The sequence below is a fragment of the Hymenobacter oligotrophus genome (genome assembly GCF_003574965.1).
GTDB classification, from domain to species: Bacteria; Bacteroidota; Bacteroidia; order Cytophagales; family Hymenobacteraceae; genus Solirubrum; species Solirubrum oligotrophum.
On sequence record NZ_CP032317.1, the window covers coordinates 878,469 to 894,836 of the forward strand.

At 60.3% G+C, this 16,368-nt stretch carries 15 protein-coding genes and 2 tRNA genes; 9 read left to right on the forward strand and 8 right to left on the reverse strand.

What is annotated here, in order from left to right:
- The first annotated feature begins 66 nt into the window (after window positions 1-66).
- The gene (locus D3Y59_RS03675; protein ID WP_119443828.1) at window positions 67-588 is read left to right on the forward strand and encodes an NUDIX domain-containing protein; all 522 of its coding nucleotides are present in this window, start codon (window positions 67-69) and stop codon (window positions 586-588) included.
- Window positions 589-674: 86 nt separating this feature from the next.
- Here the strand turns inward: D3Y59_RS03675 and D3Y59_RS03680 are convergent, their stop codons facing one another.
- Window positions 675-1,235, reverse strand: a complete 561-nt coding sequence (locus tag D3Y59_RS03680) for a hypothetical protein (protein WP_119443829.1) — start codon at window positions 1,233-1,235, stop codon at window positions 675-677.
- Between the two features lie 347 nt (window positions 1,236-1,582).
- Here D3Y59_RS03680 and D3Y59_RS03685 point away from each other — a divergent pair, with 347 nt between their 5' ends.
- Window positions 1,583-3,595 (forward strand): OmpA family protein, encoded by a 2,013-nt coding sequence (locus tag D3Y59_RS03685; RefSeq protein WP_119443830.1) that lies wholly within the window; start codon window positions 1,583-1,585, stop codon window positions 3,593-3,595.
- Between the two features lie 285 nt (window positions 3,596-3,880).
- Here the strand turns inward: D3Y59_RS03685 and D3Y59_RS03695 are convergent, their stop codons facing one another.
- The 4 genes from D3Y59_RS03695 to D3Y59_RS03710 all read right to left on the reverse strand — a co-directional run bounded on the left by D3Y59_RS03695 (window position 3,881) and on the right by D3Y59_RS03710 (window position 9,366).
- Window positions 3,881-5,800: a cytochrome-c peroxidase gene (locus D3Y59_RS03695; RefSeq protein WP_119443832.1), complete on the reverse strand. Its 1,920-nt coding sequence runs from the start codon at window positions 5,798-5,800 to the stop codon at window positions 3,881-3,883.
- Between the two features lie 75 nt (window positions 5,801-5,875).
- Window positions 5,876-7,351 (reverse strand): alkaline phosphatase PhoX, encoded by a 1,476-nt coding sequence (locus D3Y59_RS03700; RefSeq protein ID WP_119443833.1) that lies wholly within the window; start codon window positions 7,349-7,351, stop codon window positions 5,876-5,878.
- A 408-nt stretch (window positions 7,352-7,759) separates the two neighbouring features.
- Entirely contained in the window at window positions 7,760-8,008 is a 249-nt protein-coding gene (locus D3Y59_RS03705; RefSeq protein ID WP_162910521.1) for a hypothetical protein, read from the reverse strand.
- A 410-nt stretch (window positions 8,009-8,418) separates the two neighbouring features.
- On the reverse strand, window positions 8,419-9,366 hold the full coding sequence (locus D3Y59_RS03710) for an acetyl-CoA carboxylase carboxyltransferase subunit alpha (protein ID WP_205590869.1): 948 nt from the start codon (window positions 9,364-9,366) through the stop codon (window positions 8,419-8,421).
- Between the two features lie 261 nt (window positions 9,367-9,627).
- Between D3Y59_RS03710 and D3Y59_RS03715 the strand changes: the two genes are divergently transcribed.
- Both D3Y59_RS03715 and D3Y59_RS03720 read left to right on the forward strand, forming a co-directional pair.
- Window positions 9,628-9,701, forward strand: a tRNA-Asp gene (locus D3Y59_RS03715).
- 525 nt (window positions 9,702-10,226) lie between these two features.
- Window positions 10,227-10,300, forward strand: a tRNA-Asp gene (locus D3Y59_RS03720).
- Between the two features lie 214 nt (window positions 10,301-10,514).
- Here D3Y59_RS03720 and D3Y59_RS03725 read toward each other — a convergent pair.
- Entirely contained in the window at window positions 10,515-10,766 is a 252-nt protein-coding gene (locus tag D3Y59_RS03725) for a hypothetical protein (protein WP_119443835.1), read from the reverse strand.
- Between the two features lie 196 nt (window positions 10,767-10,962).
- Between D3Y59_RS03725 and D3Y59_RS03730 the strand changes: the two genes are divergently transcribed.
- The 5 genes from D3Y59_RS03730 to D3Y59_RS03750 all read left to right on the forward strand — a co-directional run bounded on the left by D3Y59_RS03730 (window position 10,963) and on the right by D3Y59_RS03750 (window position 14,803).
- A complete protein-coding gene (locus tag D3Y59_RS03730) occupies window positions 10,963-11,811 on the forward strand; it encodes an MBL fold metallo-hydrolase (RefSeq protein WP_119443836.1) in 849 nt (282 codons plus the stop codon).
- A gap of 16 nt (window positions 11,812-11,827) precedes the next feature.
- Entirely contained in the window at window positions 11,828-12,625 is a 798-nt protein-coding gene (locus D3Y59_RS03735) for a patatin-like phospholipase family protein (RefSeq protein ID WP_240410503.1), read from the forward strand.
- A gap of 39 nt (window positions 12,626-12,664) precedes the next feature.
- On the forward strand, window positions 12,665-13,222 hold the full coding sequence (locus tag D3Y59_RS03740) for a 1-acyl-sn-glycerol-3-phosphate acyltransferase (RefSeq protein ID WP_119443837.1): 558 nt from the start codon (window positions 12,665-12,667) through the stop codon (window positions 13,220-13,222).
- Window positions 13,223-13,307: 85 nt separating this feature from the next.
- Window positions 13,308-14,174, forward strand: coding sequence for a methylated-DNA--[protein]-cysteine S-methyltransferase (locus D3Y59_RS03745; RefSeq protein WP_119443838.1), 867 nt, complete (start codon window positions 13,308-13,310; stop codon window positions 14,172-14,174).
- Between the two features lie 59 nt (window positions 14,175-14,233).
- Window positions 14,234-14,803 (forward strand): hypothetical protein, encoded by a 570-nt coding sequence (locus D3Y59_RS03750; RefSeq protein WP_119443839.1) that lies wholly within the window; start codon window positions 14,234-14,236, stop codon window positions 14,801-14,803.
- Between the two features lie 76 nt (window positions 14,804-14,879).
- Here the strand turns inward: D3Y59_RS03750 and D3Y59_RS03755 are convergent, their stop codons facing one another.
- Window positions 14,880-15,545: a DUF4159 domain-containing protein gene (locus D3Y59_RS03755; RefSeq protein WP_119443840.1), complete on the reverse strand. Its 666-nt coding sequence runs from the start codon at window positions 15,543-15,545 to the stop codon at window positions 14,880-14,882.
- Window positions 15,546-15,632: 87 nt separating this feature from the next.
- Window positions 15,633-16,343: a 16S rRNA (uracil(1498)-N(3))-methyltransferase gene (locus tag D3Y59_RS03760; RefSeq protein WP_119443841.1), complete on the reverse strand. Its 711-nt coding sequence runs from the start codon at window positions 16,341-16,343 to the stop codon at window positions 15,633-15,635.
- Between the last annotated feature and the right edge of the window lie 25 nt (window positions 16,344-16,368).

Genomic DNA, 16,368 nt, shown 5'->3' on the forward strand with positions numbered 1-16,368 from the left:
ATTGGCCAAACAAAGGCCTGCATATTTGGCGTAAGTGGCGGTTCAGGCCTATACCAATAGCATCCCATGAAGATTACAAAGGTAGAAACGGTTTACGACGGCTTCTATAAAATGCGCAAGCTGACGCTCGAGCACGAAGGCGAAAAGCTGATCCGGGAGCGGTTCGAACCCGGAAACGCCGTTGCCGCGTTGGTTTTTGACACCAACAAACAACAGTTCGCATTCGTGCGCCAATACCGCATTGGCCCCGAAACCGAGATGCTGGAAATTCCTGCCGGCATGCTCGACAAAGAAGGCGAACCGACCGAAGACGCCATGCGCCGCGAGATTGAAGAAGAGCTCGGGTACGCCGTCGACAAGCTCGAGCACATCGTGGACTTGTACCCGTCGCCAGGCGGCGATGCCGAACAGATTAAGGTGTTCTACGCCGAGGTAAGCCGCCGCACGGGCGAGGGAGGCGGGGTGGAGGGTGAGAACGAGAATATCTCGGTGGTGATGCTGAGCTGGGACGAGCTACTGCGTGAAAACCTGCAAGACGCCAAGTCGCTTGTGGCTGTGCAGTGGGCACGGCTTCGGCTCAAAGACTAAGCATAAACATATGTAAAAACAAAGCTGTCGGTTAGACTTAAGCAAGTTAAGCTAGTCGGCAGCTTTGTTTTTGTATATGAGTAAAACTACTCTGTAACTACAATGTAGTCAAATCGTTGCTTTAGCTTGTCGTCGGCAATGCTTAGCTGAATGGGGCCAGGCTGTTCGGCTTTAACAAATGGTATAGTGCGGGTGCTCATGTACAAGTCGCGGTTCCAGAAGCGACCCGTGCCAGGCGTGAGTTGCTGGCTGAAGAGTTGCTTGCCGTCCTTGGTGGTGGCGGTTACAGTGAGCAAGCTGGGGTCAGCGTTTTTGGCGCCTTTCCGGTGCATGGTAATCACCAGCGTACCCCCGGCGGGCAGGTTGTTAAAGTGGCGCTGGTAGGTGCTGTCGGCCCAGTTGTTCATTTTCTTGAGCTCGTTGATGACTACCAGCATTTCGGAATACGGCCGGTAAGCCACACGCGTGTACGTGCCTTCTACCTGCTGATCTTCCTCGGTGTTTTTGGTTACGTTTTGCACGTACTGGCACTCATCGTCTTTTTTGGGGCGCAAATATTTTTTGCGCTCCGCACCCGGTTCGGATTGGGCGTAACCGGCCGATGCACCCAGCACCAGCAAAGTAAAAAGGGTAAAAAACTTCTTCATATCCGACTACTTAAGTGCTGATCAGCACTGTTCAGTTGGCAAAATTAGGCAACTTCCGACACCGTTCGGCAGGCTGTCGGGCATACTTGCGACTGATTTATTCAATTTCAGGGCTGCATGCCCGGTAGACCGTTTTCACGCAAACAAAAACAGCTGCTCGGCAGCACCCAACAGGCAAATGGCCCCAACCTACCTAGGAACTCGCCAGTTGGATTTAACGCAGGCAAAGCCTGCGTCAAAAAAGGCTGGCAACCCTTGCAGCGGATTATTCTGGCCGGCATACCGCAGCACACGGCAAGCTTCCGTAATTTTGAACATTACCTACGTTTGTTCCGCTGCGTTTTCCCATGAGGTTGTTACTGTTGCTGGTTCTGGCTGTGGGCTGGATTGAGCTGCACGCGCAGAACGCCGCCTCAGAGCCACAGGTGTTTCGGGATGCGCAGGCTGGCTACCGCATCAGCTACCCGCGCGGCTGGCAGCTGGAGCGCCAGCCCGACCACGCCACCGCTGCTTTTTACGCGGGCGGTGGCGCGCGCGCGGCAGCGGTGTTGGCAACAGCACAAGCAAACCCAGCAGGCCACGAACTCATCGACTCGGTGTGGGTGGGCATCCGTCGGCAGCCCCAGGCGCAAGTGCTGCGCCTGGCCGAGCACGCCAACGGCGCCTACCACGAAGTCCGGTACGACTACACCTACTCCGCTGCGCCCGCGCCGGCTTTGCGCACCCACGTGGTAGGGCGGCGGGTTTGGCGCAACGGCTACGAGTACCGGCTCGAATACCAGGCCGCCATCAGCGAAGACCCTGATTACTTGCCCGAGGGCCGGCAACTGCTCGAATCGCTCAGTTTCGTGGCGCCGGCTCCGGCCAAACCTACGGCGGCAAAGGCCCCGGTGGTGCGGCAGAGCTGCGACGATAAAATGTATGGCATTGCAGCTTTGCGGCAGCGCAACGGTATTTGGGAAGACGATTGCCGCACCATTCACGAGTTTTCGGTAGGCAATCCGTCGGCCCAGCCCACCATTCACCGGGCGGTGCTGCCGTTTCAGTCGTACGCCTTGGCCAAAGGGCTCGACAATTGCTTGTACTCGGTAACCAAAGCGCCCACCGACGCGCCCGAGTACGTGTACCGCTACAACCCAGCCACCCGCGAAGGAGGCTACACGCCGTGGCGTTTGCCGGCCCAGGGCGAAGAAAACGTATGGATATCGGCCGCCACCGACGCACAAGGCGACCTGTACTTCATCACCTCCGACGGCAACAAACTGGTGAAGGTAAGCCCGGCCGATAGCTCCGTGAGGGTGGTGTGGAACAACGACCCGGTACGGCGGGCTGCGTACTACGCGGCCATCAGCTTTTCGGGCGCCGGCACCCACGCCAACTTCTGCCTCGACGACCACGACACGGTGTATCAGGTGTACAGTACCGATGGCTCGTTGCTTAAAATCGATTTGAAATCGCAGCAGCCTGCTCCGGAGATGCTGCAGATCGACGGCCTGCCCAAGCGCGGCGGCTACAGCGACGTGCTGATGCAAGCCGGACCCGATGGCAAGCCGGTGCTGTATTTGGCCGGGCCCAAAGCTCTGTACCGCGTTGATTTGGCAGCGCGGCAAGCGCAGTTGGTGCGCCGCGGCGTTTACACCGATTTGGCCGGCTGCAACCTATTCGATGCAGTGCCGCCCCCGCAAACACCCGCCGTGGCGGTTGCCCCCGTGCTGCCGGCGCCTGCCGCCTCCGCGCCACCTAGGGCCGCAGTGTGGCGCGGCCGCATCCTCGATGCGGTAACGCTGCAACCCCTGCCCCAAACCCGCTACAAGCTGCGCAACAGCGTAGGCGAAGAAAAAATCGTGGCCCTAGGTGCCGACGGGTCGTTTGCCATTGAGGTGGAGCCGGGCCGCTCGTATGTGGGCCAGGCGCAACTTGGGGGCTACGTGGTGGCCAACAGCTTTTACAGCGCCAATGCCGGCTCCTACGCCGAAGACATCTTGTTACAGCCCTTGGCCGAAGGTGTAACGCTTCCGCTCGATGACGTGCAGTTTCAGCAAGGCAAGGCGGTGCTCTTGGCGTCGTCGCATTCTTCGCTGGATCAGCTGGTGGGCATCTTGTCGGCCAACCCGGGCATTGCCATCGAGCTGCTAGGGCACACCGACAACGTAGGCGACCCGCAGAAAAACGTGGTGCTGAGCCAGAAACGGGCCGCCGCCGTTAAAACGTATTTGGTGCACCACGGCATTGCCGCCGAACGCATTGCCAGCGTGGGGTTTGGGGGCGCCAAACCCAGGGCCAGCAACGCCCGCGAATCAACCCGCCGGCTTAACCGCCGCGTCGAGTTCAAAATTACTAAAGTGGCACAGGCGCAATAAGGCCAACCAGGCGGTTGGGCAGTGCTGCATGCGCACGGGGCGTACCTTGCTGCCCCACAAGCTTTTTCGTTAGCGCGGGCGCGGGGTCGAAGTGAAGCGCAGCTTGGTCTTTCGTAAATATGCCCTAGGTGCCAGGGCTTCATGCGCTTTGTGGCAGGCGTGCCGTTGCGCGAAGTGCACCAGCGCGTATCCGGTGTTCTGAGCCCCGAAAGCGAAGCCGTTGGGTCGTGGTAGTGTGCTTGTAGCCGCGGCTCAACAGCTTCGCATGTGCCCGAGCCAACAGGCTTAGCGTTGCTTGGGGAATAGCTGGTCGGCGGCCGAAGCAGCCAGCGGACTTGCGCCAAACCCGGGCAAAGCACGGTGTTGTAGCACCCCGCTGGTATCGGTGAGGGCGTGCAGAAAGGCTACCAAGTCGCGCTTATCGGTTGCAGTAAGCTCCAACTTATCAAAAGGCAGGGTTTGGTTAGGTACATTCAGCCCCAGGCCAGCGCCACCGCCACGGGCATAAAACTCTACTACTTCCTCGAGGGTGCGGTAGGCCCCGTTGTGCATGTACGGGGCCGTGAGGGCCACATTTCGTACGGTAGGCGTTTTAAAAGCGTGGCGTTGCCACTCGATGCCCAATATTCGCTGCCGGCCGGGGTCGGCGTCGAGGCGGCGCGGGTGCAGGCTGGCTTGTGCGGGCACGCCCAGTACTTCGTTTTCGCTGCGCTCGAACGCGGGAGGTACAGTGCCATTGAACAAGGGCATGAAATGACAGGTGCCGCACTTGCCTTTGCCCATGAACACGTTGAAACCCCGTTTGGCAGAGGCAGAAAGCGCCTGCCTTTCGCCGCGCACGTAGCGGTCGAAGGGGGCGTTGAGCCGCACCAACGAGCGCACATAGCCAGCCAGCGCTGCCTTAATGTGCTGTTCGCCCAGGGGCTGATGGCGCGTTGCGGGGTAGGCCGCCGCAAACGCCGCCCGGTAAGCGGAGTGTTGGTTTAGGGCCTGGGCAGCTTGGCTTAGCGAACCGTGCAACTCATTGGGGTTGTTGATTACCTCAGCGGCTTGGTCTTCGAGGTACAGCACGCGGCCGTCGTAAAACTGGGTACGTTGCAGCGCGGCGTTCAATAAGCTCGGTGCGTTGCGGGCCACGGTACTACGGCCATCAAATGCCAGGCTCTTGGCTAGCCCGTCGGCAAACGCTTGGCTAGGCCGGTGGCAGGAGGCGCAGTTGCGTTGCCCATTGCCCGACAGCACCGGATCGAAAAACAGCTGCTGCCCTAGGTGTATTTGCGCCGGCGTGGCTGCCTGTCCGGGCGTGGGAGCGTAGCAATTGGCATCGAAAGCGAAGGGCTCAAACAGCGTGGCGGCATCGGGGCGCAAAGGCCGGGCCTCCCGGAAAAAGTTGATTGCCAACGCCCGTTGCGTTGCCCAAATTTCGCGGGCCAGGGGGTGGGCGTACTCCGTGAGGAAGGTGAGCCGATCGAAGTTGGCAGCGTTGGGGTGCTGCCCTAGGTAGGTTTGGGCAGCGGCAAAGCGTTGGGTTAATGGCAATAGCCGGTCGGCGCGGTGCTGTGCGTACGGGCGCAGTGCGGTTTCCAGCGCGCTTAGGCTGGCTGCGGCCTCGGCCACGGCCCCCGGCGAAGCGGGCGTATCGAAGCCTGCCAGCCCGAGCGTCAGCACCCGGAACAGTTGCAACCGCGCGGCGTCGAAGAGGTGGGCATCGGTAAGCGCAATGGTGGAAGCCGCCCGCTGCAAGCTTTGCACGGTGCTGCGCATCATGTCGAGCTGATCGAGCAACAACTGCCGCTGCCCGGCTGCGTAGGCCTGTGGGTACAGAAACCCCTCGACTACTTGCAGGCCTTCGGGCGGAATCTGGCGCTGGGTTTGGTCGTACTCGGCTACCTCAACCAACGCCGGGCCGTTCAGCAACTTCGCTAACGAAGGGCTGTAATATTCGGCTAAGTATTCCAGCTTTTTGTACTGCAGCCGGGCGCGGGCAAAGGCGGCGTGTTGCTGCTTAAGCGGTTGGTTGGAGGCTACGGCCTGGCGCAGCTGCAGCAAGTCCGCATCGAACAAGCGAATGTGCCCTAGGTATTGTTGCAGCGCCTGGCTGGCAGGGGCTTGGGTGTGCGGGCCAGAGCCGGGCCGTTGGCAGGCACTCCAACCCACCACCAATGCAAACAGCAAGGCGGCCAGTGCCAAAGTCAATCGATGCATGGGGTGTCGAGTAAAACGGGTAGCACGTAAAAAAAGCCCCGGCCATTACTGGTCGGGGCCTTGGTAGCGAGGGTGCTAGCGCGGCAAGCCGCGCAACACCACTATTTGGCTGGCTTGGCTGTTGCCGTTGTTGGGGCGGGCGCCGCCGTTGCGGTACTTGGTGCCCGTCCAGGTATGGGGCTGAATGCAGAGGGCAAACGTGTTCGGCTCACCGATCAGCTCTGAGATATCGAACATGGCGCCGTATTCCCACGAGCCGTAGGCCGAGGTGCGCCCTACGTTGTAGGTGCCCGCGTCGGGGGCATTGCGACGATGGTCGAGTTCCAATACCCGCTTCAGCTCGCCGGTGGCAATGTTGTACTGGTACACGTAGGCGTCGTGCGTCTCCTGGCCGTAGCCGTTCGAGTCTTCCTGAATGTACACATAGTTTTCGGTGGCGCAGAGGTTGTCGGGATTCTGGAAATCGGCCGCCTTGTTGGCAGCGGTGCGGTTGTCGCCATCCAGTATCACCTCCAAGGTGCCTCGCAAGGGGTTTTGAGCGTCGAGCACGAGGCGGTAGGTGCGGCCGAATTTGGTGCGCGAGCCATCGGCGTTGGCACCGCTGCGGTCTTGGCCCGTTACGTTGAAGTACACCTCGCGGCTGCGTCCGGTGCCTTTGCGGTAGTCGATGTCCTCAACCCGGCCGAACTTGATGGCTTTCAGCGGATCTACCTGCGCCTGCAGCTGCGTGCCCGTCAGCGAGTTGGCGTTCGGAATGGCCGCAAACTCTACGTCGTAGCGTTGGCCCACCACCATGTCGGTTTCGCGTTGGTTTTGGTCGAGGCGGCGCAGCAAGTACTGCTGGCCCCCGTCCAAGTCGCCGGCCACGGTGCTGCGGTACATTACTAGTTGGCCCCCGGTAGCATCGGAGGCGTCTTCGCCGATGAGCACCACCGTTTGGCCCGCGTAGGCAGTTTTGGGCAGCGGCACGGCGTTTTCGGCGCTCCAGTAGCCCAGGCCGCGTATGCCGCGGGCCGTATTTTGGCTAAGCGTGTCGCCAAATGGGTTGATGAGGTGGGTTTGGGCATCAACGGAGCTTTCGCCGGCGCTCAAGAAGTACGGGCCAAAACCATGCTCCTCGGGCGTAACCATGGTGGCCGAGCACAAACGCCAGCGGCCGCCGTTGGCGTTGAGCAGGTACTCGCCGCGCACAGGCTTAAACTTCTCATCGAGCCACACGCGCGAAATGCTCATGTTGTCCTCGTGGTTGGTAACGAGCACGTACCCTTGGCCATTGGGAGCTTTCAGCAAGCCAGCGCCATCGGCCGAGCCACCGAACATAAAGCGCGGCGAGGCCGGCAATACGTCGTCGGAGCTAATGAGCGAGTAAATACCTAGGTTTTCGAAGCCGGGCAGGGGCTTTACCAAAGCCGGTGTTACCGAATGGTTTTTTAGCTCCACGGCCACGAGCTGCGGTTCTTCCTTTGCGCTGTCTTTTTTCTCGCAGCTAATCAGCAGAACCGGTGCCAGCAAGCAAGCGGCAACCCGAGCCGAAAGGGTAGTGGTGTTCATAACCCGTTGATTGGTTGGTGATATGGATATCCAAATCGGACGGGGCAAAACTATTTCGGCCTTGTTACGGGGAGGTAACCGCGCGTTTACGCTATCGTCATGGCTTGGTTAGCTCAGCATCAAGCGAGTGTTAGCAAATGGTAAAGCGCAGCCATCGGTATGTTTGGCCTGTTGGCCCAACCAAGCCTATGCCACAAGTAGTCGGGCGTATGCATTCGGCTTGAACAAGTGCTACTTACGAATGCGCCAAGCGCATACCAAATTACCCGCGCAGTGCCTAGCCGACACAATGGCCCTGGCACCCAGGGCAAAAAACAGCCCCCGCCAAGTGCACTACCTGGCGGGGGCTTACAAGTGCTCGTCACTTCACCTACTTGCACTTATCGGCGTACTGCCGAGTAAAGGGTGTTAGCGGCGGGTGCTATGCGCAGCGCGTACAAACCGCGGTGCGGCTTTGCTAGCCTTGAGCTTGCCGGATTTGCTGCGGCGATGACGCTGCGAGAACTTCCAGCCTTTGTAGCGTTTGTAGTTGGGGCGATGAACGTACACCCGGCCCTTCATTTTGGCCTTGGCATAAGCGCTGATGCGGCCAGCTTCGGCAGGTACGGCGATGCTGCTCACCAGCAGCGCAAAACACAATAGCAGGATCCTGATCATGGTACCGATGAAAGGGTTAGGTGTATCGTTCGATTCGGTTGCCTTACTGAAAAATGCGTGCCACAATCAGGCTTCTAAGCGCCGGCTAGGTGGTTAGTCAGCCTTGTTTAATAAACTATTTATATATAATATGTTGATTATAAACATGTTGACTAATTTAAAAGAGAGTTCAAAAACGCAGTAAATTAATCTGCATCTAGCGCGTCGGGTTAGATTGAGCTGGGTTTGATCAATTGGCTGGGCATTTTGCGGGAGAGAAGAGAATGTTGTGCCCGGTAGCCGAAAGCTCCGATTTGCCGCCCCGACCTGCAGAAGTTAGCCGCGCAGTTGAAGCAAGTCGTAGGCCCTAAAAACACGTCGGCCCCGCACCTAGGTGCGGGGCCGACGTGTGCAGCATTGGCAACCAGGGCTTACTCGACCACCACGCCCATGCGGCCGAACTTATCGATGCGCTGCGAAATGCGCTCATCGGAGGGAAGCGCCTCCAGTTCGTCGAGGGTTTTGGCGATGGTTTTCTTCAAGGTCTCGATCATGCGGGCGGTATCGGTGTGGGCGCCACCCAGGGGCTCCTTCACGATACCGTCAACCAGGCCAGCCTTTAGCATATCGGTGGCCGTCAGCTTCAGTGCTTCGGCGGCTTGCTCCTTGTAATTCCAGGAGCGCCACAGAATGCTCGAGCACGACTCCGGCGAAATCACCGAGTACCAAGTGTTTTCCAGCATCAGCACCCGGTCGCCGATGGCAATGCCCAGCGCGCCGCCCGAAGCGCCCTCGCCGATGATGATGCAGATAACCGGCACCTTCAGCATGAACATTTCCTTCAGGTTGCGGGCAATGGCTTCGCCTTGGCCACGCTCCTCGGCCTCGAGGCCCGGAAAAGCGCCCGGCGTGTCGATCAGCGTAACAATGGGCTTGCCGAATTTCTCAGCCAGCTTCATCAGGCGCAGGGCTTTGCGGTAGCCTTCGGGGTTGGGCATGCCGAAGTTGCGCAGTTGGCGCTGCTTGGTATTGCGGCCTTTTTGCTGCCCGATGAACATCACGGTGCGGCCATCAAGCTCGGCAAAGCCGCCCACCATGGCTTTGTCGTCGGCCACGGTACGGTCGCCGTGCAGCTCCACGAACTTCTGCGTCATGCCCTCGATGTAGTCGAGCGTGTAGGGGCGGTCGGGGTGGCGCGAAAGCTGCACCCGCTGCCAGCGCGTGAGGTTTGCGTACGTTTCTTTCTTAAGGGCCTTGATCTTGGCCTCCAGCGCCTCTACCGCTTCCGATACATCAACTTGGCTTTCCTGCGCCAGTTTCTGCATTTCGCGGAGTTTGCCTTCGAGGGCGGCAATTGGTTGTTCGAAATCGAGCAGCATAGCCAAACGGGCGGCATGCAAACCGCCACGGAGGAAGTCTTAAGGTGGAAAATGGGGGAGGGCAAAGGTAAGCGACGCAACGCAAGCCTGCTGCGAACAAGGCCCGCAATCTGCGCTAAAAATTTTATGGCTCACAATCAGCTACAAAGCCGCTAGAGGTAACATTTTCGTAAAAAACTTTGCGCTGGGGCTTGCAACAAGGCAAAAAGGCGCTCTACCTTTGCAGCGCAATCGGGGGTAACGCCCCGGCACTTGCAAGTTGGTTCGGTAGTTCAGTCGGTTAGAATGCCGCCCTGTCACGGCGGAGGTCGCGGGTTCGAGTCCCGTCCGAACCGCACAACGCCCCGCAGCACCCCGCTGCGGGGCGTTTGCTTTTGGTGGCGTTTCCGGTTGCCAATCCGAAGCGCCGAGCGTTGCAACATTTAGGCCATCGGCCCCAACGGAGGCGTCGTGCAACAGTTAGCGCCCTAGGTTCGGCCGCGCTGCCGGTTGGGCGGCAAGCCAGCAGGGGGCGGCGAACTGTTCAATACCGAGTTCGATGTTGCGCTATGCTCGGCGCATAGTTGTTTGTCGGCGGGTTTCGCGCTGCGCCCCAGCTCTTGTGCGCATGTGCCCGGGGCGCACCTAGGCAAGCAAGGAGGCAGTGCGCCCTGCGACTTCCTGCTTCTACGGAGTCCCTGAGGCCACGCAAAACTGACTTGACTACCGGTATTTTGAAATTTTCTTTGGCTGCTAATCAGGTGCTTGGGGCCGCAAACGCCTTTTTTTGCCCGATTTTATAGAGCAAGTGTTGCTGTAATCCAAAAAGGCGCTCTACCTTTGCAACGCAATCGGGGGTAACGCCCCGGCACTTGCAAGTTGGTTCGGTAGTTCAGTCGGTTAGAATGCCGCCCTGTCACGGCGGAGGTCGCGGGTTCGAGTCCCGTCCGAACCGCACAACGCCCCGCAGCACCCCGCTGCGGGGCGTTTGCTTTTTTTCGGCCATCTGTGTCCTGTCCATGGCCACGCCTGCCAGGTAAGTCAAAAACGCGGAAAGCCTTGGCTTGCAGTGCCAAGGCTTTCCGCGTTTTTACCTAGGGGCGGGGTAGCTTCCGTGCGAAAGAGGACGGTGCTGTGCTTGCTCTGGCACCTCCGAACCCAGTGCGCGCCTAAACTGCCAACTTGGATTGCTTGCTGTGTTTGCCTCCGTGTTTGCGGAAGAAGAGGTCGATGGAAGCTTTTAAGTTTTCTTGTTCGGTAGAGCTGAAACCCGCTGCTTGGCCGCGTTTGGGGCGCGGCACGGAAATGTAAAGCCGTGCGCCGTCGCGGGCAGGGTACGTGTACACGTACATGGCCGTTTGCAGCGGGAAATCACACACCCACCGCTCAAAACCCAAGGCAAGCAAATAAGAGTCGTCCATAACTGGCACCCAAAGTAATCAGTATGCGCTACGGTGTAAAATAACGCAGCACTCCGGCTGGTTGATATCACATATTGATGTGGTATCCGGCGGCCTATAAGCGGAGCAAGTTACGCAACCCGCCGCCAAAGCCTTGTTTGCGTGTTGAGCCACGGGGAACTTGCGGTTGCTGCCGGGGTTTGCGCATCTTGCGCCCATGAACGTTTACACCCTCGACACTGGCTTATTTAAACTCGACGGCGGCGCGATGTTTGGCGTGGTGCCCAAATCGTTGTGGAGCCGGCAGTATCCTGCCGACGAAAACAACATGTGCACCTGGGCCATGCGCTGCCTGCTCGTGCAGGAGGGCAACCGCCTGTTGCTTGTCGACAACGGCATTGGCAACAAGCAAGACGACAAGTTCAGGGGGCACTTTTACCTGCACGGCGACGCCACCCTGGAGGGCTCGTTGCGGAAACTGGGCTTTACCGCGTCCGATATTACCGATGTGCTGCTCACGCACTTGCACTTCGACCACTGCGGCGGCTCGGTGGTGCGCACCCCCGACGATAAACTGCAGCTAGCCTTTCCGAACGCCACCTATTGGTCGAACGAGGCGCACTGGCAATGGGCCGTGCAGCCCAACGCCCGCGAAAAGGCTTCTTTTCTGAAAGAAAACATTTTGCCCATTCAGGAAAGCGGGCACTTGCGCTTTATCGACCCGGCAGCCGGCGTACCCAACGAGCTATCCATGGTGCGCGAAATGGTGTTTGCCGACGGCCACACCGAGAAAATGATGGTGCCCGTGTTCGAGTACAAAGGCCGCAAACTGGCTTTTATGGCCGATTTGCTGCCCTCGACGGCTCACCTGCCCATGTCTTGGGTGATGAGCTACGACGTACGCCCACTGCAAACCCTGGCCGAAAAAGAAGCGACCCTGCAGCGCGCCGCCGACGAGCAATGGGTGCTAATACTCGAGCACGACGCCCACACCGAGGCCTGCACCGTGCAGCAAACCGAGCGCGGCGTGCGGCTTGGCGAAACGCTGCGCATCGCCGATTTGTAACGCAACCCGCACACACTTGGCCACGCGAACTATCGGATTGGCGCTTTCGGGCGGAGCGGCCCGCGGCATTGCCCACCTGGGCATGCTGCAGGCGCTCGGCGAACTGCAACTGCCCATCGGGGCCATGTCGGGGGTAAGCTCGGGCGGCATTGCGGCCGTGTTTTATGCGGCCGGCATTCCGCCGCGCGAGGTGCTGCGCCTGCTCACCGACACCCGCTTTTTGCGCCTGGTACGGCCGGCCTACAAGCGCGGCCTCGTAAACCTGGGTTTGCTTGAGAAGCTGTTTGCGGCGCACCTGCCCGGCAACCAAACCTTCGCCGACCTAGGGGTGCCCGTAACGCTGTCGGCAACCGATTTGGCGAGCGGTAAAACCGTGTTCTTCGATGAGGGGCCGTTGGTGCCGCCAATGCTGGCCACCGGGGCAGTGCCCGTGCTGTGCCAGCCCATTGAGTACCTAGGGCACGTGCTCGTGGATGGGGGCTTGCTCAACAACTTGCCCATCGAGCCGCTGCAGCACCGACCGGAACTGGCATTGGTTGGGGCGCACACCAATATCGTCAACACCGAGGCGCCTATTACGTCGATCCGGCACGTGGCCGAGCGCACCTTTATGTTGGCCATCGGCACCAACACGGCGCCCCGCCTTAAGCGCTGCGAGCTAGTGCTGCAACCTCCGGAGTTGCGGCGCTTTCGGGTTACCGATTTACGCTTTGCCAAAGAGCTTTTCGCCATTGGCTACGAGTACACCCTCGGCCAAGCCGCCGAACTGGAGGCGTTGCTGCACAAACCTGCGCCCGCGCCGGATTTTGGCTAGCTTTGGCGCTCTTTTCCGCATTTCTTCACCTGCTTTTGTATGAACAGCTTCTGGCTGGCGTTTTCGAAGTTTTGGTTTAAACTGGTTGGCTGGCGCTTGGCGTCGGGGGTTCCGCCCGAAATCCGGCAAGCCATGATGATTGCCGCCCCGCATACCAGCAACTGGGATTTTATCCATGCCCGGGCCGCTTTTTTTCTGATGCGGCGCAACGTGCGCTTCACCGTAAAAAAGGAGTGGACGGACATTCCGGTGCTGGGTAAGCTGATGATGAGCCTAGGTGCCTTGCCCATCGACCGAAGCAAGAACAACAGCATGGTGGAGGCCATGGCGGAGTTGTTTAAGCAGTACCCCGAGCTGATTATCCTGATTACGCCAGAAGGCACGCGCAAGTACCAGCCCCGCTGGCGCCGCGGCTACTACCACGCCGCGCAGGCCGCCAACGTGCCCATTCTGCTGGGCTACCTCGATTATAGCCGGAAGGAAGCCGGCGTAGGCCCCGCCGTGTACCCCACCGGCAACTACGACGCCGACGAGGAAACCATCAAGGCGTTTTACCGCACCAAGCAAGGGCGCTTTCCGGAGCAGGGAATTCGCTAGGGTTTCGGCCAACTTCAGCAAGAAACGGGTTGAGCGCGCCGCTACGCTGGCCTAGCTTTGCGGAGCTACGCCCAACAAATCTGTTATGACAGCCGAAGCCAGCAGCCCCGATTACCAGCGCATTGCGCAAGCCATTCGCTACTTAGAGGAGCATTTTCGACGCCAGCCTAGCCTCGAAGAAGTGGCTGATGCAGTAAGTATTAGCCCGTTTCACTTTCAGCGCTTGTTTAGCGAATGGGCGGGCATTAGCCCCAAGCGGTTTGTGCAGTACCTCACTGCCGACTTCCTGAAAACCCGGTTGGCCGAAGCAGCCAGCTTAGCCGCCGCCGCCGACGCCGCGGGGCTGTCGGCGCCCTCGCGCCTGCACGATTTGTTTGTGACGTTGGAGGCCGTAACGCCGCACGAGTATCGTACGGGCGGAGCGGGCGTGCGCATAGCCTACGGGGTGCACCAAACACCTTTCGGGCCGGCGTTGCTGGCTGCCACCCCTAGGGGCGTGTGCGGGCTGCACCTACTCGCCCCCGACAACCCAGACGCAACGGCTGCCTTGGCTGCGCTGCAAAAAAGTTGGCCCGGGGCCTCTTTTGAGCCCGATGACGCGATAACCGCCCCGCTGGTGGCCCAGGCCTTTGCGCCGGTGGCGGGCCAGCCGCTGCACCTATTGGTGCGCGGCACCAATTTTCAGCTGAAAGTGTGGGAGGCTTTGCTACGGGTACCCACCGGTCAACTGGTAAGCTACCAACACATTGCGCAGGCCATTGGGCAGCCCAAGGCGTTGCAAGCGGTTGGCTCGGCGGTTGGGGCCAACCCTATTGCGGTGCTTATTCCTTGCCACCGCGTTATCCGCAAGGAGGGCGTGCTGGGCGAATACCGCTGGGGCTCGGCCACGAAAAAAGCCCTCATCGGCTACGAAATGGCCCAGGCCGAGCGCCAAGCCGCTCAACTTGCGTAGATTGGGCCCGGCGCCGCATCGCCTCCAAACTTTCCGTACGCACACTCATTCGCACCGCCATGTTCGAAAAACTGCAAACCCTACTGCTGATTCTGCTCGGGTTAGTAGTATTTGTGGTGCGCATGTGGCGCAAGGCCCAGGATACCGCGCGGCGTGAAGCCCAGGAACGCAAACTGCCTGCCCCAGACGCCCGGCCCACCGCGCGGCCGGTTGTGCGCCCGCCCGGCGCGCCTTCTTTCGAGGAGCTCTTGCAGCAAATGAAGCGGCAAAACCTGCCAACGGCTCCTGCCGCCGGCTTGCCCACGCCGGCTAGCCCAGCCGCAACAAGCGCCGAGCAACGGGCACCAGCGGCTCGCACCCTCGAAGCGCCGCAGTCCTCATCGCGAAGCCTTGAGGAACCGGCTACCGTGCGCGCAGCGCGCAGCCTCGAGGTGCCCGTGGCCGTACCGCGCCGGGCGGCCTCGTTGCCGAGGCCTGCTGCCGCCGCACCCAACGATTACTGGGCGCGCGAAGGCCGCCGGGTTGCGCCGCCCACCGCCGCCGCCGACATAGCCGCTCGCCTGCGCAACCCCGCCGATTTGCGCGCCGCCTTTGTAATGGCCGAGGTGCTGCAGCGCCGCTTCGACTAAACCCCGCGCCGCCCAACGCGAAGGGCCGCCCCCACCGGAGGCGGCCCTTCGCGTTGGGCGGCGCGGCAAGAGTAAGTTACTCTTGCGTAAGGGCGTAGGCCAATAAGTTGGCCCCCATGCGCAGGGCGGCTTCGTGTTTCTCCACGGGGTCCTTGTATACCTCGGGGTCTTCCCAGCCGTTGCCTAGGTCGCACTCGTAGGAATAGAAGCACACCAGGCGGCCTTTGTAGAGCAGGCCGAACCCTTGCGGGCGCTTGCCGTCGTGCTCGTGAATTTTAGGCAAGCCTTTGGGGAATGGGAATTTCTGGTGGTAGATGGGGTGCGAATAAGGCAGCTCAACAAACTCGAGCTCCGGAAATACCTTCTTCATTTCGGGCCGAATGTACTTGTCGAGCCCGTAGTTGTCGTCGATGTGCAGGAAACCGCCACCGGTTAGGTAACGGCGTAGGTTTTTGGCCTCGGCATCGGTGAAAACGATGTTGCCGTGACCCGTTAAGTGCACAAAGGGGTACTGCAGCAGTTCGCGCGAGCCGGGCTCCACGGTGGCTTCTTCGGGGGCAATGTTGGTTTTGAGCACCTGATTGCAGAACCGGATGAGGTTGGGCAACGAGGTTTTGTTGCCGTACCAGTCGCCGCCGCCGCCGTACTGCAGGCGCGCAATTTGGAAACTGTACGACGGCCCGGCGGCCGTGGCGGGCCACAGCAGCACCAGCGCAAGCAAAAGGCGGAAAATCGATTTCATACGGCAGGCAGGTATAGGCAGCAGAATTGCTTCGGAGTACTAAACGAATGTAGCTGGCCTGCCGATCGTTCCGTGCGGCCCAATGGCCTAGGCCAGCTCGTGGGCAACGTGTACGGTGTGGCACGCCGCCAAAGCAGCCGTTTCGGTGCGCAGGCGCGTGTGCCCCAGCGTAACCGGCCGGATGCCCCGACCTAGGGCCAACTCAATTTCCTCCGGGGTAAAGTCGCCCTCGGGCCCGATAAGGATGCAGCAGCGGTTGCCGGCCGCGGCCACCTGCGCCAGCGAAATCCGCTCGCCCTCGGCCAGGTGCGCAATAAACGTGGTAGCTGGGTCGAGGCTGTGCACGAAGGTGGCAAAGTCGGTCAGCTCGTCTAGTTGCGGCAGCCACGCCTGGCCCGATTGCTTCAGGGCGCTTACGGCAATGCGCTCCAGCCGCTCCAGCTTCAGCTCACGCCGCTCCGAGCGCGCGCACCGCATAAACGAAAGCCGATCGATGCCCACTTCCGTCGCCTTTTCCACTAGCCACTCCATGCGGTCGAGGTTTTTGGTGGGGGCCACGGCCACGTGCACCTGGTAGGCGCGGCGGGGCACTTGCTGCTGCTGCACAATGCGCAGTTGGCAGCGTTTGGCTTCGGCCTCGGCCACCTCGGCCTGGTAAATGCTGCCCGCTCCGTCAATTAACTCCACGGCGTCGCCCTCGCGCAGGCGCAACACGCGCACGGCGTGCTTGCTTTCGTCTTCGGGCAGGGTGTAGGTGTTGCCGCCGCTGAGGCCGGGTGCAAAAAACGTGTGGGGCATAAGGCAAGGATGGAGCCGCTACCAG

Bases quoted from the DNA above. Each gene is read 5' to 3' on its own strand.
- D3Y59_RS03705 (WP_162910521.1), bottom strand. From the start codon at position 8,008: ATGATCAGGATCCTGCTATTGTGTTTTGCGCTGCTGGTGAGCAGCATC.
- D3Y59_RS03745 (WP_119443838.1), top strand. From the start codon at position 13,308: ATGACAGCCGAAGCCAGCAGCCCCGATTACCAGCGCATTGCGCAAGCC.
- D3Y59_RS03695 (WP_119443832.1), bottom strand. From the start codon at position 5,800: ATGCATCGATTGACTTTGGCACTGGCCGCCTTGCTGTTTGCATTGGTG.
- D3Y59_RS03740 (WP_119443837.1), top strand. From the start codon at position 12,665: ATGAACAGCTTCTGGCTGGCGTTTTCGAAGTTTTGGTTTAAACTGGTT.
- D3Y59_RS03685 (WP_119443830.1), top strand. From the start codon at position 1,583: ATGAGGTTGTTACTGTTGCTGGTTCTGGCTGTGGGCTGGATTGAGCTG.
- D3Y59_RS03750 (WP_119443839.1), top strand. From the start codon at position 14,234: ATGTTCGAAAAACTGCAAACCCTACTGCTGATTCTGCTCGGGTTAGTA.
- D3Y59_RS03725 (WP_119443835.1), bottom strand. From the start codon at position 10,766: ATGGACGACTCTTATTTGCTTGCCTTGGGTTTTGAGCGGTGGGTGTGT.
- D3Y59_RS03700 (WP_119443833.1), bottom strand. From the start codon at position 7,351: ATGAACACCACTACCCTTTCGGCTCGGGTTGCCGCTTGCTTGCTGGCA.
- D3Y59_RS03680 (WP_119443829.1), bottom strand. From the start codon at position 1,235: ATGAAGAAGTTTTTTACCCTTTTTACTTTGCTGGTGCTGGGTGCATCG.
- D3Y59_RS03675 (WP_119443828.1), top strand. From the start codon at position 67: ATGAAGATTACAAAGGTAGAAACGGTTTACGACGGCTTCTATAAAATG.
- D3Y59_RS03755 (WP_119443840.1), bottom strand. From the start codon at position 15,545: ATGAAATCGATTTTCCGCCTTTTGCTTGCGCTGGTGCTGCTGTGGCCC.
- D3Y59_RS03760 (WP_119443841.1), bottom strand. From the start codon at position 16,343: ATGCCCCACACGTTTTTTGCACCCGGCCTCAGCGGCGGCAACACCTAC.
- D3Y59_RS03710 (WP_205590869.1), bottom strand. From the start codon at position 9,366: ATGCTGCTCGATTTCGAACAACCAATTGCCGCCCTCGAAGGCAAACTC.
- D3Y59_RS03730 (WP_119443836.1), top strand. From the start codon at position 10,963: ATGAACGTTTACACCCTCGACACTGGCTTATTTAAACTCGACGGCGGC.